Annotated in this window: 19 protein-coding genes; 8 read left to right on the top strand and 11 right to left on the bottom strand. The window is 68.2% G+C overall.

The genetic code is table 11. The features are described from left to right. From OHA18_RS33460 to OHA18_RS33435, 6 genes are read right to left on the bottom strand one after another with little or no spacing between them, the layout of a single operon-like run. Window positions 1–1,257 (bottom strand): cysteine desulfurase, encoded by a 1,257-nt coding sequence (locus OHA18_RS33460; RefSeq protein WP_328999345.1) that lies wholly within the window; start codon window positions 1,255–1,257, stop codon window positions 1–3. After that, window positions 1,254–2,015 carry a Fe-S cluster assembly ATPase SufC gene (gene sufC, locus OHA18_RS33455; RefSeq protein ID WP_328999344.1) on the bottom strand — a complete coding sequence of 254 codons (762 nt, stop codon included), beginning with the start codon at window positions 2,013–2,015 and terminating at the stop codon, window positions 1,254–1,256. Before sufC ends, OHA18_RS33460 begins: the two co-directional genes overlap by 4 nt. A gap of 25 nt (window positions 2,016–2,040) precedes the next feature. Continuing rightward, the gene (locus OHA18_RS33450) at window positions 2,041–2,379 is read right to left on the bottom strand and encodes a non-heme iron oxygenase ferredoxin subunit (RefSeq protein WP_134116928.1); all 339 of its coding nucleotides are present in this window, start codon (window positions 2,377–2,379) and stop codon (window positions 2,041–2,043) included. 10 nt (window positions 2,380–2,389) lie between these two features. Further along, window positions 2,390–3,592, bottom strand: a complete 1,203-nt coding sequence (sufD, locus tag OHA18_RS33445; protein WP_328999343.1) for a Fe-S cluster assembly protein SufD — start codon at window positions 3,590–3,592, stop codon at window positions 2,390–2,392. Beyond that, window positions 3,592–5,004 (bottom strand): Fe-S cluster assembly protein SufB, encoded by a 1,413-nt coding sequence (sufB, locus tag OHA18_RS33440; protein ID WP_130438616.1) that lies wholly within the window; start codon window positions 5,002–5,004, stop codon window positions 3,592–3,594. The genes sufD and sufB overlap by 1 nt, the downstream gene beginning before the upstream one ends. Next, window positions 5,001–5,726 carry a helix-turn-helix transcriptional regulator gene (locus OHA18_RS33435; RefSeq protein ID WP_328999342.1) on the bottom strand — a complete coding sequence of 242 codons (726 nt, stop codon included), beginning with the start codon at window positions 5,724–5,726 and terminating at the stop codon, window positions 5,001–5,003. Before OHA18_RS33435 ends, sufB begins: the two co-directional genes overlap by 4 nt. A 116-nt stretch (window positions 5,727–5,842) precedes the next feature. Between OHA18_RS33435 and OHA18_RS33430 the strand changes: the two genes are divergently transcribed. The 4 genes from OHA18_RS33430 to OHA18_RS33415 all read left to right on the top strand — a co-directional run bounded on the left by OHA18_RS33430 (window position 5,843) and on the right by OHA18_RS33415 (window position 8,956). Further along, window positions 5,843–6,574: an ABC transporter ATP-binding protein gene (locus OHA18_RS33430; protein WP_442914347.1), complete on the top strand. Its 732-nt coding sequence runs from the start codon at window positions 5,843–5,845 to the stop codon at window positions 6,572–6,574. 115 nt (window positions 6,575–6,689) lie between these two features. Then, entirely contained in the window at window positions 6,690–7,466 is a 777-nt protein-coding gene (locus tag OHA18_RS33425; RefSeq protein ID WP_328999340.1) for an ABC transporter permease, read from the top strand. 76 nt (window positions 7,467–7,542) lie between these two features. Further along, the gene (locus tag OHA18_RS33420; protein ID WP_328999339.1) at window positions 7,543–8,412 is read left to right on the top strand and encodes a COX15/CtaA family protein; all 870 of its coding nucleotides are present in this window, start codon (window positions 7,543–7,545) and stop codon (window positions 8,410–8,412) included. Window positions 8,413–8,548: 136 nt separating this feature from the next. Further along, window positions 8,549–8,956, top strand: coding sequence for an NUDIX domain-containing protein (locus OHA18_RS33415; RefSeq protein ID WP_329006181.1), 408 nt, complete (start codon window positions 8,549–8,551; stop codon window positions 8,954–8,956). 151 nt (window positions 8,957–9,107) lie between these two features. On the opposite strand, the gene OHA18_RS33410 is transcribed toward OHA18_RS33415, so the two are convergent. The 3 genes from OHA18_RS33410 to OHA18_RS33400 form a co-directional block, all read right to left on the bottom strand. Continuing rightward, window positions 9,108–9,608, bottom strand: coding sequence for a hypothetical protein (locus OHA18_RS33410; protein WP_328999338.1), 501 nt, complete (start codon window positions 9,606–9,608; stop codon window positions 9,108–9,110). Between the two features lie 401 nt (window positions 9,609–10,009). Next, entirely contained in the window at window positions 10,010–10,951 is a 942-nt protein-coding gene (locus OHA18_RS33405) for an aminoglycoside phosphotransferase family protein (protein ID WP_328999337.1), read from the bottom strand. A 605-nt stretch (window positions 10,952–11,556) separates the two neighbouring features. Next, window positions 11,557–11,853, bottom strand: coding sequence for a hypothetical protein (locus OHA18_RS33400; protein ID WP_328999336.1), 297 nt, complete (start codon window positions 11,851–11,853; stop codon window positions 11,557–11,559). A 255-nt stretch (window positions 11,854–12,108) separates the two neighbouring features. Here OHA18_RS33400 and OHA18_RS33395 point away from each other — a divergent pair, with 255 nt between their 5' ends. Further along, entirely contained in the window at window positions 12,109–13,983 is a 1,875-nt protein-coding gene (locus OHA18_RS33395) for an HNH endonuclease signature motif containing protein (RefSeq protein WP_328999335.1), read from the top strand. A gap of 156 nt (window positions 13,984–14,139) precedes the next feature. Here the strand turns inward: OHA18_RS33395 and OHA18_RS33390 are convergent, their stop codons facing one another. Together OHA18_RS33390 and OHA18_RS33385 are read right to left on the bottom strand one after the other, a co-directional pair. Then, window positions 14,140–15,252: a ScyD/ScyE family protein gene (locus tag OHA18_RS33390; RefSeq protein WP_328999334.1), complete on the bottom strand. Its 1,113-nt coding sequence runs from the start codon at window positions 15,250–15,252 to the stop codon at window positions 14,140–14,142. Between the two features lie 119 nt (window positions 15,253–15,371). After that, on the bottom strand, window positions 15,372–16,337 hold the full coding sequence (locus tag OHA18_RS33385; RefSeq protein WP_442914431.1) for a heme o synthase: 966 nt from the start codon (window positions 16,335–16,337) through the stop codon (window positions 15,372–15,374). A 283-nt stretch (window positions 16,338–16,620) separates the two neighbouring features. On the opposite strand from OHA18_RS33385, the gene tkt reads away from it, so the two are divergent. The 3 genes from tkt to OHA18_RS33370 are packed head-to-tail and all read left to right on the top strand — an operon-like array spanning window position 16,621 to window position 21,527. Next, complete coding sequence (gene tkt, locus OHA18_RS33380; RefSeq protein WP_328999332.1) at window positions 16,621–18,798, top strand: transketolase; 2,178 nt, start codon at window positions 16,621–16,623, stop codon at window positions 18,796–18,798. A 42-nt stretch (window positions 18,799–18,840) separates the two neighbouring features. After that, entirely contained in the window at window positions 18,841–19,950 is a 1,110-nt protein-coding gene (gene tal / locus OHA18_RS33375; RefSeq protein WP_328999331.1) for a transaldolase, read from the top strand. Next, window positions 19,947–21,527, top strand: coding sequence for a glucose-6-phosphate isomerase (locus tag OHA18_RS33370; protein WP_328999330.1), 1,581 nt, complete (start codon window positions 19,947–19,949; stop codon window positions 21,525–21,527). The genes tal and OHA18_RS33370 overlap by 4 nt, the downstream gene beginning before the upstream one ends. Window positions 21,528–21,533 lie beyond the last annotated feature (6 nt).

Below are 21,533 nucleotides of genomic sequence, written 5' to 3'. Positions count from 1 at the left end.
TCAATCCACCTTGAAGTACTTGCGCACGAATCCCAGGCCGTCCACGAGCGCCTCGATCTCCTCGGGGGTCGTGTACAGATAGAAAGACGCTCTGGTCGACGATTGCATTCCGAACCGCTCGTGCACAGGCCGGGCGCAGTGGTGCCCGGCGCGGACCGCGATACCCCGGGTGTCCAGCACGGTCGAGACGTCGTGCGGGTGGACGCCGTCCAGCGCGAAGCTGATCGCACCGCCGTGATCGGTCGCGTCGGTCGGCCCGAGGATCTTCAGCCCCGGCACCGTCTTCAGCCCCTCGAGCGCGTACTCGACGATCGCGTGCTCGTGCGCCGCGATCTTGTCCATCCCGATCCCGGACAGGTAGTCGACGGCCGCACCGAGCCCGACCGCCTGCGCGATCGGCGGCGTACCCGCCTCGAACCGGGCCGGCGGAGCGGCGTACGTCGAACCGGTCATCCGGACGATCTCGATCATCTCGCCGCCACCGAGGAACGGCGGGAGCGAGGCGAGCAGGTCGTACCGGCCCCAGAGCACGCCGATGCCGGTCGGGCCGACGACCTTGTGACCGGTGAAGGCCAGCAGATCCGCGCCCAGCGTCGAGACGTCGACCGGGAACTGCGGGACCGCCTGCGACGCGTCCACGACGACGGTCGCGCCGACCGCATGCGCCTTGGCGGCGATGTCGGTGATCGGGTTGATCGTCCCCAGCGCGTTCGAGACCCAGGTCAGCGCGACCACCTTGGTGTCCGAGGTGAGCAGCTCGTCGATGTTCGACAGGTCGAGCCGACCGTCCTCGGTCACGCCGAACCACTTCAGCGTCGCGCCGGTCCGCTCGCACGCCAGCTGCCACGGGACGATGTTGCTGTGGTGCTCCATCTCGGACACCACCACGACATCGCCCGGCTTCAGCGACGCACCGAGCGTGTGCGCGGCCAGGTTGAGCGCCTCGGAGGCGTTCTTGGTGAAGACGATCTCGTCCCGCGACGGCGCGCCGATGAAGGCCGCGACCTTGTCCCGGCCGCCTTCGTACGCCGCCGTCGCCTCGGCACCGAGCTGGTGCATGGCGCGGGCGACGTTCGCGTTGTGCTTGAGGTAGTGGTCCTCGATCGCCTGCACCACCTGGCGTGGCTTCTGCGAGGAGTTCGCCGAGTCCAGGTACACCAGCGGATACCCGCCCGCGAGCTCGCGGGACAGGATGGGGAAGTCCGCCCGGACCGACTGCAGGTCCAAGGGACTGCTGAACGTCCGGGCGTCGATCACTTCGCGCCTGCCTTGAGGAAGCGCTCGTACCCGTTGGCCTCGAGTTCCTCGGCCAGCTCCGGGCCGCCCTCTTCGGCAACCCGGCCGTCGACGAACACGTGCACGAAGTCCGGAGTGATGTAGCGCAGGATCCGGGTGTAGTGGGTGATCAGCAGAACGCCCTTGTCGCCCTTCTCCGCGAACCGGTTGACGCCGGTGGAGACGATCTTCAGCGCGTCGATGTCGAGGCCGGAGTCGGTCTCGTCGAGGATCGCGATCTTCGGGTCGAGCAGCTCCAGCTGGACGATCTCGTGCCGCTTCTTCTCACCACCGGAGAAGCCCTCGTTGACGTTGCGCTGACCGAAGTCCGGGTCCATGTCCAGGTCGGCGAGCGCCTTGTTGACGTCCTTGACCCAGGTCCGCAGCTTCGGCGCCTCGCCGTCGATCGCGGTCTTGGCGGTGCGAAGGAAGTTCGACACGGTCACGCCGGGCACCTCGACCGGGTACTGCATGGCCAGGAACAGGCCGGCCCGGGCGCGCTCGTCGACCTTCATGTCGAGGACGTCCTCACCGTCGAGGGTGACGGTGCCGCCGGTGACGTTGTACTTCGGGTGGCCGGCGATCGAGTACGCCAGCGTGGACTTGCCGGAACCGTTCGGGCCCATGATCGCGTGCGTCTGACCACCGGCGATGGTCAGGTCGACGCCGCGCAGGATCTCCTTCGGGCCGTTCTCGGTGTCGACCGACACGTGCAGGTCGCGGATCTCGAGTGTCGCCATGAGGTTTCTTCTATCTCCGTCTGGTCTACAGGGACTTCTGGTTCAGGGGGTTCTTCACATCGACGAGTACGTCGTCGCCGTCCAGCCGGACCGGGTAGATCGGCACCGGGTCGTACGCGGGCAAGCTGGTCGGCTCACCGGTGCGCAGGTCGAAGCGGGAGCCGTGCAGCCAGCACTCGATCTCGCACTCGCCGACGTCACCCTCGGACAGCTGGATCTGCGCGTGCGAGCACTCGTCCCGCACCGCGAAGAACTGCCCTTCGCTCTTCACCACCGCGACCTCGACGCCGCCGACCTCGACCGGGATCACTCCCTCGTCGGGTACGTCGGCGGCGGCGCAGGCGCGCTCGAACGTGTCGCTCACTGGGTCACCTTCACTGGCCGATGACCGCCTTGGCGGATGCGTCCAGCGCAGCGGTCCGGGCGAGCTTGTCTTCGATCACCTCGTGCAGGTGCTCGGTGACCTCGGGTACGCCGATCTTGCCGATGATGTCGTTGAAGAAGCCGGACACCACCAGCCGCCGGGCCGCGTCCTCGGGGATGCCGCGGGCCTGCAGGTAGAACAGCTGCTCGTCGTCGAACCGGCCGGTCGCGGACGCGTGGCCGGCGCCCTCGATCTCGCCGGTCTCGATCTCCAGGTTCGGCACCGAGTCGGCGCGGGCGCCGTCGGTCAGGACCAGGTTCCGGTTCAGCTCGAAGGTGCTGGTGCCTTCGGCCGCGGCCCGGATCAGCACGTCGCCGATCCAGACCGAGCGGGCGTGGTCACCGGCCAGCGCACCCTTGTAGATCACGTTGCTCTTGCACTGCACGGCCTCGTGGTCGACGAACAGCCGGTTCTCGTGGTGCTGACCCGACTCGGCGAAGTACACCCCGAGGAGTTCGGCGTCGCCGCCAGGTCCGGCGTACCGGACGTTGGTGGCGATCCGGACGATCTTGCCGCCCAGCGTCACGACGACGTGGTGCAGCTTCGCGTCCCGGCCGACCAGCGCGTCGTGCTGGCCGAGGTGGATCGACTCGTGGTCGCCCTGCTGGATGCTGACCACGCGGAGCTCGGCGCCGTCGCCGACGACGATCTCGACGTTGCTACCGAGCTCGCCGGCACCGGTGTGATCGATGATCACGATCGCCTTGCTGTGCCGGCCGGCGTCCACGATCAGGTGGCTGAAGCCGCGGGCGCCGAGGCTCGCGACGTTCACGTGCACGGCCTCGGTCAGCTCGGCCTCGACCGGGATCCGGACCGCGAGTGCCTCGCCGGCGTGGTTCCAGGCGATGGCGGCGGACCGGTCCTGCGGCGTACCGACCTTGAGCGAGTCGGCCGCGACGGTCTCGAACACGACACCCTCGGGACCGCTGGTGTCGATCTTCGGGGTTTCGCTGCCGGCCGCGTCGTCGAACAGTGCCTTGAGCTGCTTGACCGGGGTGAAGCGCCACTCCTCCTCGCGTCCGGTCGGCACCGAGAACGCATCGACGTCGTACGACGTCGGCCGCTCGCTGCGGGCCTGGAGCGGGACCGGCGAACCCGGCCCGTGGGAGTGCGCCTTGTTGCCGGTAGCAACAAGGGTTTCAGCAGACGACATCAGCCGACGGCCCCTTCCATCTGCAGCTCGATGAGCCGGTTGAGTTCCAGTGCGTACTCCATCGGGAGCTCGCGAGCGATCGGCTCGATGAAGCCGCGGACGATCATCGCCATCGCCTCGTCCTCGGCCATGCCCCGGCTCATCAGGTAGAAGAGCTGGTCGTCGCTGACCTTGGACACGGTCGCCTCGTGCCCCATCGCCACGTCGTCCTCGCGGACGTCGACGTACGGATAGGTGTCCGAACGGCTGATGGTGTCGACCAGCAGCGCGTCACAGCGGACCGTGGACTTGCTGTGGTGCGAGCCCGGCGCCACCTCGACCAGACCGCGGTACGACGTCCGGCCGCCGCCGCGGGCCACCGACTTCGACACGATCGAGCTCGACGTGTACGGCGCGTTGTGCACCATCTTGGAGCCGGCGTCCTGGTGCTGGCCCTCGCCCGCGAACGCGACCGACAGCGTCTCGCCCTTGGCGTGCTCGCCCATCAGGTACACGGCCGGGTACTTCATCGTCACCTTGGAGCCGATGTTGCCGTCGATCCACTCCATCGTCGCGCCCTCTTCGCAGGTGGCGCGCTTGGTGACCAGGTTGTAGACGTTGTTCGACCAGTTTTGGATCGTCGTGTAGCGGCAGCGGGCGCCCTTCTTCACGATGATCTCGACCACCGCGGAGTGCAGCGAGTCCGACTTGTAGATCGGCGCGGTGCAGCCCTCGACGTAGTGGACGTAGGCGTCCTCGTCGACGATGATCAGGGTCCGCTCGAACTGGCCCATGTTCTCGGTGTTGATCCGGAAGTAGGCCTGCAGCGGGATGTCCACCTTGACGCCCTTGGGCACGTAGATGAACGAGCCGCCGGACCAGACCGCGGTGTTCAGCGAGGCGAACTTGTTGTCGCCGACCGGGATGACGGAGCCGAAGTACTCCTTGAAGATCTCCGGGTGCTCCTTCAGGCCGGTGTCGGTGTCCAGGAAGATGACACCCTGCGCCTCCAGGTCCTCGCGGATCTGGTGGTAGACGACCTCGGACTCGTACTGCGCCGCGACGCCGGCGACCAGGCGCTGCTTCTCCGCCTCGGGGATGCCGAGCTTGTCGTAGGTGTTCTTGATGTCCTCGGGCAGCTCTTCCCAGCTCGAGGCCTGCTTCTCGGTCGACCGGACGAAGTACTTGATGTTGTCGAAGTCGATCCCGGACAGGTCGGCGCCCCACGACGGCATCGGCTTGCGGTCGAAGAGCTTCAGGCCCTTCAGCCGCAGGTCGAGCATCCACTCCGGCTCGTTCTTGAGGGCGGAGATCCCCCGCACCACGTCGGTGCTGAGGCCGCGCTGGGCGACCGCACCGGCGGCGTCGGAGTCGGCCCAGCCGTACTGGTAGTTGCCGAGGCCTTCCAGTTCGGGGTGAGCGGTTTGCGTCATCGTGTCCTCGCAGATTCGCCGTCGATTACAGGGGTAACAGGCTCGGTCGCAACCGGGCCTGGGATATGCGTCGTACAGACACCGTCGCCGTGGGCGATGGTGGCCAAGCGCTGCACGTGCTTGCCGAGGAGTCTCGAGAACACCTCGGTCTCGGCCTCGCACAGCTGGGGGAACTGCTCGGCCACGTGCGCGACCGGGCAGTGGTGCTGGCAGAGCTGGGCGCCGTGGCCCGCCTCCGCTGTGGACGCGGCGTACCCGTCGGCCGTCAGGACCTGGGCGAGCACCTCCGCCTTCTTGCTCTCGGGAGCCAGTGCGACCTGCTCCCGGTACCGCTCCTCCACCTCGGCGACGCGGCGCCGGGCGAACTCCGCCACGGCGTCGTCCCCGCCGGCCTCGGCGATGAACCGCATCGCGGTCGCCGCCAGGTCGTCGTACGCCTGGTGGAAGGCGTGCCGGCCGGTGTCGGTCAGCACGAAGACCTTGGCGGGGCGGCCGCGGCCGCGCGGGCCGTAGACGCGCTCCTCGCGGGACTCGACCAGACCCTCGTCGAGCAGGTGGTCCAGGTGCCGACGGACCGCTGCCGGGGTCAGCTCGAGCCGCTCCGCCAGCACCGCGGCGCTGGACGGACCGTTGGTCAGGATCGAGCGGGCGACCCGGTCCCGGGTGGACTCGTCCCGCGCGGCAGCGCCGGCCGGCGCAGATCCGTTCGCAGGAGTTTTCACAACATCAGTGTCGCGTAATTCCCGGGGCCCTTCAAATAAGGCTGCCCTAACCGGTTCACGCCGCCACGCGGGGCTCCGAGCGGGACCGTGAGCGAGGTCACTCCGGACCGTTCTCTATGCTGCCGTTTGTGCCAGTCGCGGTAGAGATCGACAACCTCGTCGTGCGGTACGGCGAGAAGACCGCGGTCGACGGTCTCGGTCTCACCGTAACCGCCGGCACGGTGACGGCCGTGCTCGGCCCGAACGGCGCCGGCAAGACCACGACCGTGGAGACCTGCGAAGGCTTCCGGCGGCCCGAGTCCGGCCGGGTCCGGGTGCTCGGGCTGGACCCGATCGCCGACCACGACGAGTTGATGCCGCGGATCGGCGTGATGCTCCAGGAGGGCGGCGCCTGGTCCGGCGTCCGTGCGGTCGAGATGCTGAAGTACGTCGCGACGCTGCACACCCACCCGCTCGACATCCCGGCCCTGGTAGAGCGCCTCGACCTGGGCAGCTGTGGACGTACGCCGTACCGGCGGCTGTCGGGTGGCCAGAAGCAGCGGCTGTCGTTCGCGCTGGCGATCGTGGGGCGGCCGGAGATCGCGTTCCTCGACGAGCCGACGACCGGGCTGGACCCGCATGGCCGGCGGGAGATCTGGCAGGTGATCCGCGATCTGCGCGACGACGGCGTCACCGTCGTCCTCACCACCCACGCGATGGACGAGGCCGAGCAACTGTCCGACCAGGTCCACGTCGTGTCAGCCGGCAAGGTGATCGCCTCCGGCACCCCCGACGACCTGACCGAGCACCACAAGAAGTCCCTCGAAGACGTCTTCCTGGAGCTGACCGCGAAGCCGGAGCGCTCATGACTCTGCTAATGCCGCGACTCCGTCGCGGCGGGTCATGGGGCTGTAACTCCCGTCCTTCCCTCGTCGCTCCGGTCGCTTCGCTCCCTCCGCTCCTCAGTCCAGGACGGGAGGCCCCATGACCGGCTACGCACCGCAGCCGGGAAGCGCACCGTGGCCGCGGAAGGTTCTGGCGCACTCGCGGATGGAGTTCAAGCTGCTCCTCCGCAACGGCGAGCAGTTGCTGCTGGCGCTCGTGATCCCGCTCGGCATCCTGCTGCTGCTCGGCGCGACCGGGCTCGGCGACCGCCTGCCGCTCGGCGACGGCCGGCCGATCGACCAGGCGGTGCCGCGGGTGCTCGCCTTGGCGGTCCTCTCCTCGTCCTTCACCTCACTAGCCATCGCGACCGGTTTCGAGCGCCGCTACGGCGTGATCAAACGGCTCGGCGCGTCCCCGCTGTCCCGCACCGGACTGCTGGCCGGCAAGATCGGCGCCGTCCTGATCGTCCAGCTGATCCAGCTCGCGGTTCTGATCGGCACCGGGTTCGCCCTGGGCTGGAAGCCGGTAGGTGGAGTCCAAGCTGTTCTCGGCGTCATCCTCACGGTCCTGTGCGGCACCGCGGCCTTCGCGTCGCTCGGTCTGCTGATGGCCGGCGTACTGCGGGCAGAGGCGACGCTGGCCGCGGCGAATCTGCTGTATCTCATGCTGTTGGTCGGTGGAGCGATCATGACACCGGTCGACGAGTACCCGTCCGGCATGCAGAGCGTCGTACGCCTGCTGCCGAGCGCCGCCCTGGCCAACGGGCTGGCGAACTCGACCATCGAAGGTGTGATCCCTTGGGCGGCCGCTTTGTCCCTGGCGCTGTGGGCCGGAGTGCTCGGATACCTGGTGTCCCGGACCTTCCGCTGGGACTGAGCTTTAGAGTGTGCCGGTGATGACGACGGAGCCCCCGCCTAGAGAAGCCGAACAAGTCAGCCGATTCTGGCGACTCGTGCCCGAGCCGAGCCTGGACGTGGTCCGGCGCTGGGGCTGGGCCTCGGTGGCGGTCAACATCGGCATCGTGGTGACCGGCGGACTGGTCCGCCTGACCGGTTCCGGCCTCGGCTGCCCGACCTGGCCGTCGTGCACGGACGATTCGTACGTGCCGCACGCTGCGCTCGGCTACCACGGCGCGATCGAGTTCACGAACCGGATGCTCGGGTTCGTCGTCGGCGTGGTCGCGATCTGCACCTGGCTGGTCGTGATGCGGTACCGCCCGATCCGCCACGACCTGCGCCGGCTGGCGACGGCCGCGGCCCTGGGCGTCCCGCTGCAGGCGGTGATCGGCGGGATCAGCGTCCTGACCGGGCTGAACCCATGGATCGTCTCGGCGCACTTCCTGGTCTCGCCGATCATCATCACACTGACCGTTGCGATGATGCGCCGGTCGCGCACCAGCCCGTACCCGCACACTCCCCCGGTGGTTCGCGCCCTCGCAACCGCCGCGGTGGCGGCGGTCTGGCTGACCGTTGCCCTCGGCACCATTGTCACCGGCGCCGGGCCGCACTCGGGCGACCCGGAGACTGGGCGCAACGGCTTCGACCCGGAGATCGTCAGCCAGCTGCATGCGGACGTGGTGTTCGGGCTGCTCGGCATCACGATCGCCTTGGTGATCGCGACCCGGGTGACCGCGACCTCGCGCACGCTGCGCAAGCTGGCCGCCTGGCTGCTCGCGATCGAAGTACTGCAGGGCGCCGTCGGCTTCACGCAGTACTTCACCGGCCTGCCGTGGGGCGTCGTCCTCGTGCACATGTTCCTGGCCGGGCTCCTGATCGCCCTCGTCACAGCCGTGTACGGCGAACGCGGGACGCCCGCGACCTGACTGAAGGTCGTTCTCTCTGGGATGTTGTCGACGGTTGGAGCCCGATGTGTCTGTGCTTCCTGGTCACGCGCAACCCTGATGGCGCAGTCACCGACGTGCTGCTGGACGGAAGAAGGACGGCTTCGGGGCCGGAAACATCGTCGGCCTCGGTGGTCACGTCGATCCTGGAGAGACCCCTCGAACCGCCGCCGCTCGAGAGGTGGCCGAGGAGGCGTACCTGACGGTCGCTGAGTCAGATCTAACCGAGCGCGCCACTGTCGTCTTTCGCTTCCCCGCCCGCCCGAGATGGGACCAGCGCGTCACCGTCTTCATCGGCGAGACCTGGCAAGGAGAGCCGAAAGAGTCGGACGAAATCGCTCCCGAATGGCACTCCGCCGAGGAGTTGCCCTTCGATCAGATGTGGGACGACGCAGGCTATTGGCTTCAACGCGTCCTCAACGACGAACACCTGGATGCCGACATCGTCTTCAACGACGACTGCCGCACAGTCCGCCAGGCCGACTTGACTCCACGCAACCTGTCATCACAGCACATCGAGAACTGAGCCCTGCGGCTACGACAAGACCACTGAAACCTCATCGACGTCCTGACGCAGAATGACACTCGATCTCTCAAGACATCGGTGACACTCATGGCCAACCAAGGCATCTGCTCGGCCTGACCCGGACGCGCTCGCTCAGCGGCATGCCAGTGCGTTAGAGATCGGGGCGTTCGGGGTCCGTGATATCGACGCTGCCGCTCTCCTGCACTGTGAACTGCACGCTGCCGCGCCATCTGGGCAACTTACGCTGAAGCCCTCGGAGAAGGCCGACGGACTCCGCGTCTGAGATGCCGGACGTGATCCGCCAGTCGAGGCCGGAGCCGACGACATCGCTCGCAAACACGATCTCGACTGATAGCAGGACTCGTCTCCAGTCGTCTGCTGTCATCGTCTGGCCTGCTTCGATCCGCTTCCAAAGCGCCCAGGCCTCGCTCGACAGGCTGTCGGCGCTTGTGAAGCCCATGGCGACGGCGAGTTCATCCGTGGGCTGCGCGGGGCCGCCCCAGTCCAGCAAGGCGGCCCGTAGAAAGCGTCGTTCCATGTCATCGAGCAGGACTGGCAACCGGGCAGCGTCACTCACGGCGCCGATACTGCCAGGGATCGCCGCACGGGCGTACTCGTCGGCACGACCATCCAGTTCATCAGCCGAACCCACATATGCCCATCATCGTGGGTATTGCGGATCGCCCGCACATCGGCAGATCCGGAAGGACATGCCTTGCACGCCGGGCCGAAGAAGTGTCACCACCAAGCGCCCCGGAAGCGTCACCGATGTCCTGCTATAGATTCGTCACCGATGTCCTGAGACATGACACATCACACAACCTCCCGTGTAATGTCGCAGGACATCGGTGACGGTTCTGCCTCAGGACTTCGGTGACAGTATCGGGGTTGTCGGTGGTGACACTTCGGTGAGTCGGTGGTGCCAGTGAGGCACTGGCTGGGTCGACTGTGTCGGTGCCGAAGAACGAGCACGGACGCTGGGCGCTCGCGGTTAGGAACGGGCTAACAGGCCCCAAGTGGAGAGCAGCGTCGATTTCGGCACGCGCGACCACTTTATGACCACTGACTGAGAGCGGTGCGAAGGAAAGCGTCGCGCCTTTCGGTGACGGCAGCGGCGCCCAGGAGGCTACCGTCGTCGGCGAATCCCGCCCAACCGTCCATCACTGTCGGCGTGTTCAGCGCGGCCACGGCATCCCAGTAGGGCACGCCGACTGCCTCCCGGCCCGCCTGCCGCTCCCAGCCCTCCAACACATGGGACGGCGCGTCCTGGCCGTACTGAAGGGTCATCTGCATCCGCAGGCTGCCGAGATCGACGCCCGGATTACCAGCCCCGGCCGTATTCCAGTCGATCAGCGCAACGCAACGGTCACCCTCCCACAGCATGTTGCCGCCCCAGGCGTCACCATGCACGAACACCGACGCGACTGCCGGCATCCCGTGCGACCTGACCCGCTCGTCGGCCTGCTGCAGCAAAGGTGTGGTCGGCATCAGGCCCCGCCAGCGTTCATCGGCGCGGTCGTCGACGGCGCACGGCCGGGGCCGGTATGGCAGGTGGGCCTGCGGAACCAGCCTGAAGGCGTGGACCCTGGCAAGGGCCGCTCCCGCTTCGCGGAGCCGGGCGACCGAAACCGTCGGCGAGAGACCGGCGCTGCCGGGCAGGAAGGTCTCCAGGGTGGCGACGGTTCCGCTCGCCTTCCCGTCGAGATCCGCAGCGATCAGCCGCGGCGCGGCCAGGCCATGAGCCTCGGCCAGCTGAAGCGCGCGTGCGTTCGTGATCACCCACGCGGCGGCGATCCATCCCCGGACAGGGACCTTCAAGATCACGTCCCTGGTCCGGGCCGCCGGTCCTTCGATTCCCAGGCGGAACGTGCCCGAAGGGCGGTGCCCGCCGCGGGTCAGTCCCTCGGACGAAACGACGCTCGTCCCGCCAACCGCGTCGGCCGCCCAGCGCAGAACCTGGTCATTCGGCATCTTGCCTGTGTGTGCTCTTGCCATTTCATTACTTTACGCAGCAGCGGCTTTCCCAACACACAGTAAGTGACTGGGGTATGTCGGGGGGTCGTGTGGTCAAGGGCTGGTCGGGTCGCTCCGCCGATTGAGGTGTCGAGTCTGCTCGCCAGCTGACTTCCGCGCGGCGACTTCCCGACCGAATCCTCACCGCAGGACCGAATTCGGTGCTCTAGCCGATATCGCGGGAATCTTGCTCGTCGCTTCTCGAGATGAATTTCAGGAACCTGCTGCCCAGGGGTGTCACCTGGCCGACGAAGTACTTGTCGTCGAGATCGATCGCTCGTGGGAAGCCTGCTAGAGCATCGACAAGATTGGTGCTCGCTAGGTCATTCATGAGAAGCGTGCGCAGATCGTCGTGGCCATCCAGAACGGGGAGAGGATACCCCAAATACCGGCCGCATTCGGGCGTTGCTCATCATGAAAACGGATGTTCGGTTCAGAGCCCTCTGGATCGCGGACCCCGGGGTGCTCCTCTGCCCAGCGGAGCAAAAGAATGTGGCGCGCTGAGAACTGATCAACGAGCCTGAAGAACCGAGCTTGCTCATCTGCATCTGGTGAATCCGACGCAACCGAGTTCTCCAGAGCATTCCTCAGCGCTCCGAGCTTCTCCTGCTGATGTGTCGTCTGGGCGATCCGAGTGGATTGATGAAGGCGTCGAGGAAGACCTCGTTGTCCAGGAGGCGTTCAACCTTCAGCACGAGCTGGTTCACCACGCCGGTGATACGCGCTCTCCACTCCGCCAGGCGCCGGTTGTACGGGCCCTCCATGAGGTACACGTACCAGGCCCCTGCCGCCCCACCCGCTACGGGGAGCGAGCTCAGTGCCCCTGCAAGCAGCTTGTCGATGAGCTCGGTCTTGGGCTCCTCGGGCGGCTGATGCACTGTCATGAGTGCTGAGTCTGGACCACATAGCGATACGAGTGCCAGCGGCCGACGCGGCTGCGCCCGGAGTGACCTACGCGGGTAAACGGCCACCCCGTGCACCACGCCAGACCCCTGAAACCGTCACCGATGTCCTGACACATCCAACGTCACCGATGTCCTGAGGCAGAACCGCCACCGATGTCCTGAGACAGGACATCACACAACCTCCCGAATTGGGAGCTTATGGGAACATATGTTCTAATACAGAGCCTGAGTGTGATGGTGAGCGATCCATACATCGACGGGCAGCAGCTCGCCGGTGTGGCTTCTGCGCCGCGCTCCAGCACCACATTCCCCAGCACCGGCGTGGGCGGCCTGCGCGGCGTGGTGCAGGATCAGTGGCCGGCTTGGCTCACGCTCGAGGTTGTCGCCCGGATGACCACGGAGCTATCGGCCAAGACGGCCGCGGTTGAGGCCACCGGCGCGCTGGTCTCACCAGATGACCTCCTCGACCCTGACGATCCGGATTGTGCGGATGGTCCGCGATTCCTGTCTGAGGAGGACCTGTACGACGAACTGCCGCCGATGTCGCGGGTCGACGCGCTGGAGTGGGAGGAGTGGGCCGGGGTCGAACAAGACGAAGCCGAGCGGGAGATGCTGCGTCTGAAGGCGCCGGCCTGGGTCTTCCTGCGCCCAGGCGCGGAGTTGACTGCGGCATTGGAGGAGCTGCGGCCATCGTGCGAGTCGCCGATCGCCTTGATCGAAGCGATGAAGGCCGCGTCCCGGATGGAGGCCTGGGCGGCAGCGATCAAGACCGCTGCCATCGCGTCGTTCGTGCGCCAGCGCAAGGCGCAGGCGACCGACATCCCCCGCCCAAGTCAGATCGACACCTCGGGCCGCCCGATCGATCCCGAACGCTCCTGGGCCGCCGAGATCGGCGCCGCCCTGCACCTGTCCAAGGACACGGCGGCCAGCCACATCGACACCGCACTCCACCTGACCGGCACTCTGCCGTCGACCCATGCAGCGCTGCGCTGCGGTGCCCTGACGTTCTCCAAAGCACTCGCGATCTCCGAGGCCACCCGTCCTCTCGCACCCGACGCCGCCCAGGCCGTCGAGGCACATGTACTGCGCCGCGCCCCCGGACAGACTCACAACAACCTGCGCAAATCCCTGCGCACCCAGGTCGCCAAACACCGCTCCGAGGACGAGGCGGACCGTCACCGCGAGGCCCTCGGGGACCGCACCTGCAAGATCGTGCCGCTACCCGACGGCATGGCCGGGCTCTGGGTCGTCCACACCGCCGACAAGATCCAGCAAATGTGGATCGTCATCCAAGCCATGGCCGACCTCGCCAAGCGAAGCACCCCGGACAGCGACACCGACACCGGGCCGGCCCCCGCTTCCCCAACTGTGGAAGGCGACCAGGCAGGCGCACGGCCGGGTGGACCGATGGAAGGCGAGCGCCCGGGGGAACCACCGAGAGCCGAATTGCCGAACGCGGAGCAACGGCGGGCCGACGTCATCACGGACCTGTTCGACCACATGCTGCACAACGGACTGGACTGGCTCGGCCGCCGACTACCCGACCAGCACCGACGGCGTCCTCACATCGAGGTCCTGATCCCGATCACCACTCTGCTCGGGGTTGACGATGACCCCTGCGAACTTGCCGGCTACGGCCCCGTCCCCGCCGAAATGGCCCGCCGCATCGCCGCCGACGGCACCTGGAGACGTCTCCTGACCGACCCCGCCGACGGTGCCGTCCTAGAGGCTTCCACCACCCGGCACGATCCTGGCAGCCTCGTCAGTGAGACCCTGCTCGCCCACCATCCGGTCTGCGCCTGGCCCGGCTGCACCCGTGCGTCTCGCGAATGCGACCGCGACCATGCAACCCCGTTCGCGCAATCCGGGCAGACCAGCCTGACTGGACTCGTGCCGTACTGCGAGTACCACCACGTGATCAAGGACACCAAAGCCTGGGGATGGAAAACCACAGCTCATCCCGACGGCTCCGTCACGCTCACCGCGCCCACCGGTCACCGCTACACCACCGTCGCACCCGCCCGCGGACCGATCGCGTCAACGGAGGCGCGGTCGTCAGGCGTTCGAGTGCGGTCAAGCCCACCGAGTGCCGACCCACCACCCTTCTGAGCGAATCTCACGCTCTCTCGCTGACCGGCAGATCAAGTCCACAGCGGTACCCGCTTGCCGTCGGGGAGCCGGGGCCTCACTGTTCTGGTCGGGATGCCGGGACCTCCGGCGAGCGCGGGACGCCCGCGACCTGAAACGGGCGTCCCGCGCCGTGCCTCAGTAGCGCACCTTGTAGACGGCGCCTGGGCCGAAGACCGGGGCGGAGACGTAGAGGCCGCCCCAACGGTCGAAGGCTGTGCCGCCTGGCAGCGTCAACTGATCCTTCACCAGTTCCCGCTTGTAGCCGGCGCGGTGGTTCTTGCCCGGGTATTGCAGGAACAGCCCACCGTGCGTCGGGCCGCTCAGCTCGAACTTCAACCAGCTCGCCTTGTCCAGCTCGACGACCGCGAGCGTGCCGTGCGGTCCGCCGGCCAGGTCGACGATCGATGTGTAGCCGTCGGCGTACCGCTGGCAGTTGCCCTTGGCCGGCTTCAGCGGGTCACAGGTCGCGCCCACCGAGCCCGGCTTGATCCGCCAGATCTGCGACGTCCCCGGCGTCGCCGGGAAGCCGCGGAGCTCACCGACGTACCAGTAGCCGTCCGAACCGACGGTCACCGACGTGGCGACAGCCTCGGCGAGGATCGGCGTGCCCGCGGGCGGCAGCGGGTTGCCGTCCGGGTCGGTGGCGGGCAGACCGGACGGGACCTTGACGGTGCGGGGCTTGAGCCGGGCCACCGTCTTGATGTGACCGTTCGGCCAGACCCGGAGCAGGTCGTTGCCTGCCGCATCCGAGACCAGGACGGTGCCGTCGCTGAGCGCGGCGACGCCGAACGGGTTCGAGTCCGTCGGGTTGTTCTCCTGGTCGTACGGGTCCGGGTCCTTCTTCTGGTACGCCCCGATGTCGGCGACCTTGATCGGCGCCTTCCCGTACCGCAGCCGGTACAGCGTCGTACTGCCCGGCACCGGTGGCTGTCCCGGCTCGCCGCCCGCACCGGTCAGCGCGTACGTCGTGCCCCACTTGTTCGTGTCGATCGCGGGCGGGAACCCGCCCGAGCCCGGCACCGTGCCGAGCTTCACCGACTTGTGGCCGTCGGTCACGTACACCGACCCGTCGGTCACGCTGTAGATGACCTTGTGCCCGTACGTCGCAACGCCGCGTGGCCCGTTCAAACCGGTCGCCAGCGGCTTCAGACTGGAATGGTTGCCGCCGGCGTCAGCCTGCCCGGCGACCAGAACCGAACCGGCCAGCGCGAGTGCCGCGAGCGCGGCAATACGTGTTCGTACCCCCATGCGATTCCCCCTGCTGTGGCGCCTCCCCAGGCGTGGAACCCCCTCCACAGGCGACCCCATCGCAACATGACGTCACGAAATGGTCAACGGGAAAACTCCGAGCGCCCGGCGGGCGACGCTCAGTGCAGGAGCGGATCGACGGCCGCAGCGATGAACAGCAGAGCCAGGTAGATGTTCGAGAAGTGGAACAGCCGCATCGGCCGCAGCGCAGCGCCGTCGGCGCCGGTGTGGGCCCGAAGCAACAACCGGCGAGCCTCGCGGAGGAAGACGAAACCGAGCACGATCGAGGCGACCGGGTAGACGAAACCGGTGCCCGCGACCGGCCAGAGCGCGATCGACGTGATCACCATGACCACGGAGTACGCCATGATCTGCCGCGCCGTCGCGACCGGCGTGGCAACCACCGGCAGCATCGGCACGTCGACGGATGCGTAGTCCTCGCGGTACCGCATCGCCAGCGACCAGGTGTGCGGCGGCGTCCAGAAGAACACCACCAGGAACAGCACGACCGGCGTCCAGGCCAGCTTGCCGGTGACCGCGGTCCAGCCGATCAGGGTCGGGAAGCAGCCGGCGATGCCGCCCCAGACGATGTTCTGCACCGTCCGGCGCTTCAGCACCATCGTGTAGCCGAAGACGTAGAACAGGTTCGCCGCGAGCGCGAGGCCGGACGACAGCCAGTTGACGAAGAACCCGAGCTCCAGGGTGGCCAGCACCCCGAGCACGACGCCGAAGACCGTCGCCGAGCGCGGGCTGACCGCGTGCCGCGGCAACGGGCGGCGCCGGGTCCGGCGCATCTGCTCGTCGATGTCGCGGTCGAGCACGCAGTTGATCGTGTTCGCGCTGCCGGAGGCCAGGATGCCGCCGATCAGGGTGGCCACGACAACCTCGAGCCCGGGCACTCCCCCGGCAGCCAGGAACATCACCGGCACGGTGGTGATCAGCAGCAGCTCGATGATGCGCGGCTTGGTCAGACCGACGTACGCCTTCACCACGTCGCGCACCGACGGACTCACCACAGCAGTAGCGTCCGGCAGCGGCGTCGGGTACGACGTCGTCGCGGCGGGACGCGGGTCGACGGCCGTCACGAACACCTCGAACAAAGTGGGTTGACGCCGGAGTCCCGGCGCTGACGATTCAGCAGTCTACGACGCCCCGTAGGAGGGTTCTCGCACCCCCCTCCGATGAGCCCGGTCCACGCCCGGCACGCGCCGGGAACGCGCACGGTGTGACCTCGCAGACGTCGGGGAACAGCGGAAGATGCCGAACGGTTGACAAACAGTCGAGTAGTGCGCAACACGGGCAGTCCTCCGCAGTAGGCTCATCCCGAGTGCGTACCAGCAGGACACCATCGAGAGGAGCGCCGCCGGCGTGACGGAGAAGACCAGCACCAAGCTTGAATGGACCGAGCTCGACCAGCGCGCGGTCGACACCGTGCGGGTGCTCGCGATGGACGCGGTCGAGAAGGTCGGCAACGGACACCCCGGTACGGCGATGAGCCTGGCGCCGGCGGCGTACCTGCTGTTCCAGAAGGTGATGCGGCACAACCCGGCCGACACGCACTGGGCCGGCCGGGACCGGTTCGTGCTCTCCGCCGGCCACTCCAGCCTGACGCTGTACATCCAGCTCTACCTGGCCGGCTTCGGCCTCGAGCTGGACGACCTGAAGGCGCTGCGGACCTGGGGCAGCAAGACCCCGGGCCACCCGGAGTACCGGCACACCGACGGCGTCGAGACCACCACCGGCCCGCTGGGTCAGGGCATCGGCAACGCGGTCGGTATGGCGATGGCGGCCCGCCGCGAGCGCGGCCTGCTCGACCCGGACGCGGCCAAGGGCGAGAGCCTGTTCGACCACCAGATCTACGTGATCGCGTCCGACGGTGACATCGAGGAAGGCGTCGCCTCCGAGGCGTCCTCGCTGGCCGGCCACCAGAAGCTCGGCAACCTGACGCTGATCTACGACGCGAACAAGATCTCGATCGAGGACAACACCGACATCGCGCTGTCCGAGGACGTCGCCGCCCGCTACGCGGCCTACGGCTGGCACGTCCAGGACGTCGACTGGACCCAGGGTGGCACCGGCTACCACGAGGACGTCCAGGCGCTGTACGACGCGCTCGAGGCGGCCCGCGCGGTCACCGACAAGCCGAGCTTCATCCGGCTGCACACGATCATCGGCTGGCCGGCCCCGAACAAGCAGAACACCGGCAAGATCCACGGCTCCGCGCTCGGCGCCGACGAGGTCGCCGCCACCAAGAAGGTCCTCGGCTGGGACCCGGAGCAGTCGTTCCAGGTCGCCGACGACGTGATCGCGCACACCCGCGCGGCGCTGGACCGCGGCAAGGCCCTCGAGGCCGAGTGGACCGGCAAGTTCGACGAGTGGAAGGCGGCGAACCCGGAGCGGGCCGCGCTGCTCGACCGGCTGTCGAAGCGGGAGCTGCCGGCCGGCTGGAAGGACGCGCTGCCGAGCTGGGACGCCGACGCCAAGGGTGTCGCCACCCGCGCCGCCTCCGGCGACGTGCTGACCAACCTTGCGCCGGAGCTGCCCGAGCTGTGGGGCGGTTCGGCCGACCTCGCCGGCTCGAACAACACCACCCCGAAGGGCCAGCCGTCGTTCATCCCGCCGGAGTACGCGACCAAGGAGTTCTCCGGCGACGAGTACGGCCGGGTGCTGCACTTCGGCATCCGCGAGCACGCGATGGGCTCGGTGCTGAACGGCATCGCCCTGCACGGGCTGACCCGCCCGTACGGCGGCACGTTCCTGGTCTTCTCCGACTACATGCGCCCGTCGGTCCGGCTGGCCGCGCTGATGCAGCTGCCGGTGACGTACGTCTGGACGCACGACTCGATCGGCCTCGGTGAGGACGGTCCGACGCACCAGCCGATCGAGCACCTCTCCGCGCTGCGGGCGATCCCGGGCCTGGACGTCGTCCGCCCCGGCGACGCGAACGAGACCGCGGCCGCCTGGGCCACGATCCTCGAGCACACCGACCGCCCGGCCGGCCTGGTCCTGACCCGGCAGAACGTGCCGACGTTCCCGCGCGGGACGGACGGCTACGCGACGACGGAGAACGTGCACAAGGGCGCGTACGTGCTGCTCGACACCGAAGGCACGCCGGACGTTGTCCTGATCGGCACCGGCTCCGAGGTCCAGCTGGCCGTCGAGGCCAGGGCCAAGCTGGCCGAGGAGGGCATCAACGCCCGCGTGGTCTCGATGGTCTCGCGTGAGTGGTTCGACGAGCAGGACGACGCGTACCGCGAGTCGGTCATCCCGGCGGGCGTCCGGGCCCGGGTCTCGGTCGAGGCCGGGATCGCGCAGAGCTGGCACGACATCGTCGGCGACTCCGGCCGGTCCGTGAGCCTGGAGCACTACGGCGCGTCCGCGGCGTACCAGACGCTGTACGACGAGTTCGGCATCACGACCGACGCGGTCGTCGAAGCCGCCAAGGACAGCATCGCCGCCGCCGCGCAGATCACCGGTCCGGGTGTGCCGCCCGGACGCGCCGCCTCCGGTCCGGTCGGACCGGCCGACGCGCGCATCGCCAACTGAAGACACCCACAACAGAACATTCCGGAAGAAGGCATCGGACCCATGAACGATCGCTTGAAAGCACTCGCCGACGCGGGTGTCTCCATCTGGCTCGACGACCTGTCCCGTGAGCGGCTGGCCAGCGGCAGCCTGCAGGCGCTGATCGAGGACAAGCACGTGGTCGGCGTGACCACGAACCCGACCATCTTCGCCAAGGCCATCTCGGACGCCGACGCGTACGCCGAGAAGGTGGCCCACCTGGCTTCGCAGGGCGTCTCCACCGACGAGGCGATCCGGGTCATCACCACCGACGACGTCCGCGACGCCGCCGACGTGTTCAAGCCGGCGTACGACGACTCCGAGGGCCAGGACGGCCGGGTGTCGATCGAGGTCGAGCCGACGCTCGCTCACGACACCGCGAAGACCGTCGAGCAGGCCAAGCTGCTGTGGGACATCGTCGGCCGGGACAACGTCTTCGTGAAGATCCCCGCCACCAAGGAGGGTCTGCCGGCGATCACCCAGACGCTGGCCGCCGGGATCAGCGTGAACGTGACGCTGATCTTCTCGCTGGAGCGCTACAAGGCGGTCGCGGAGGCGTTCCTGTCCGGCCTGGAGCAGGCCGTGGAGAACGGCCACGACGTGACCAAGATGGCCAGCGTCGCGTCGTTCTTCGTCAGCCGGGTGGACACCGAGGTGGACAAGCGGCTGGACGCGATCGGCACCGACGCGGCGAAGGCGCTCAAGGGCAAGGCCGCGATCGCCAACGCGCGGCTCGCGTTCGAGGCGTACGAGGAGATCTTCGACACCGACCGCTGGCGCGAGCTCGAGACCGCCGGCGCCAAGCCGCAGCGGCCGCTGTGGGCGTCGACCGGCACCAAGGACCCGTCGTACTCCCCCACCCTGTACGTCGACAACCTGGTCACCAAGGGCGTCGTCAACACGATGCCCGAGGCAACCATCAAGGCGGTCGAGGAGCACAGCGAGATCACCGGTGACACGGTCCGCGGCGACTACGCCGGCGACCGCAAGGTGATCGACGACCTGGAGAAGCTGGGCATCTCCTACGACGAGGTCGTCCAGCTGCTGGAGGACGAGGGCGTGGCGAAGTTCGACGCCTCCTGGTCCGAGCTGCAGGACACCGTGACCGCGGCGCTGAAGGGTGCGGCCAAGTGAGCGCTCCGAAGGTCGGCACCGCCAACGGCGACTGGGCCGAGGTCGTCGGCAAGCTGGTCGCCGAGAAGATCGCGTCCCGGATCGCCGCGAAGGACGCGACGATCTGGGGCCCGGAAGCTGAGCACGAGGCCTCGATCCGGCTCGGCTGGGTCGACCTGCACGACACCTCCCGGCCGCTGCTGGCCGAGATCGAGGCCCTGCAGGCCGACCTGCGGTCCGAGGGCCTGGACCGGATCGTCCTGTCCGGTATGGGCGGTTCGTCGCTGGCGCCGGAGGTCATCACGCGTACGGCGGGCGTGGAGCTCGTCGTCCTGGACTCGACCGACCCGAGCGTGGTCGCCCGCGCCCTGGCCGGGGACCTGTCGAAAACCGTGATCGTGGTGTCCAGCAAGTCCGGCGGCACGGTCGAGACGGACAGCCACCGGCGGACGTTCGTCAAGGCGTTCGAGGACGCGGGCATCGACGCCGCGTCGCGGGTCGTCGTGGTGACGGACCCGGGTTCGCCGTTCGAGAAGCTGTCGGCGGACGAGGGCTACCGCAAGACGTTCCTGGCCGACCCGAACGTCGGCGGCCGCTACAGCGCGCTCACGGCCTTCGGCCTGGTGCCGTCCGGTCTGGCCGGCGCCGACATCGCCGAGCTGCTCGACCAGGCGGCCGAGGCGGCGCCGGAGCTGCAGGCCGACTCGACGGACAACCCCGCGCTCTGGCTGGGTGCCGTGCTCGCGGCGAGTGCCGGCCGGGACAAGGCGATCATCACCGCCGACGGGTCGGACATCGTCGGCTTCCCGGACTGGGCCGAGCAGCTGATCGCGGAGAGCACCGGCAAGAACGGCACCGGCGTACTGCCGGTCGCGGTCGAGGTCGGCGCGCCGGAGCTGCGCAGCGAGGCTGAGGACCTGACCAACGCGCTGCTCGCCGAGAAGGCGACCAGCGGCGTCCCGACGGCGCTGACGTCGGGCTCGCTCGGCGGTCAGATGCTGCTGTGGGAGACGGCGACGGCAGTGGCCGGCTACCTGCTCGGCATCAACCCGTTCGACCAGCCGGACGTGGAGAGCGCGAAGAAGGCTGCGCGCGGTCTGCTCGACGCACAGCCGGAGCCGGAGGCGGCCGCCTTCACCGAGGGCGTTGTCGAGGTTCGTGGCTCCGAGGGCCTGCTGGACGGTGTGGACTCGCTGCAGGGCGCGGTGGACGCGCTGCTGGGCAAGCTCGACTCGAAGGGGTACGTCGCTGTCATGGCATACCTGGACTCCGAGCGGGACGCCGAGCTGATCGGCGTACGTCCGGCGCTGGCGACCAAGACCGGTCGCCCGGTGACCTTCGGCTGGGGTCCGCGCTTCCTGCACTCGACCGGGCAGTACCACAAGGGTGGACACCCGGAGGGCGTGTACCTGCAGATCACCGGTGCGCACCCGCAGGACGTGGAGATCCCCGACCGTCCGTTCAGCTTCGGCACGCTGATCACGGCGCAGGCCGCCGGTGACGCGAACGTGCTGGCGGACCGCGGCCGTCCGGTGCTGCGGCTCCACCTCACGGACGTGGCGAGCGGCCTGAAGCAACTCCTGTCCCTGTTCAAGTAGAGCCCT

It is taken from the genome of Kribbella sp. NBC_00709, from assembly GCF_036226565.1.
GTDB lineage: Bacteria > Actinomycetota > Actinomycetes > Propionibacteriales > Kribbellaceae > Kribbella.
The sequence above is the reverse complement of the archived record's forward strand: the minus strand, read 5'-3'. Positions and strand labels throughout refer to the sequence as shown.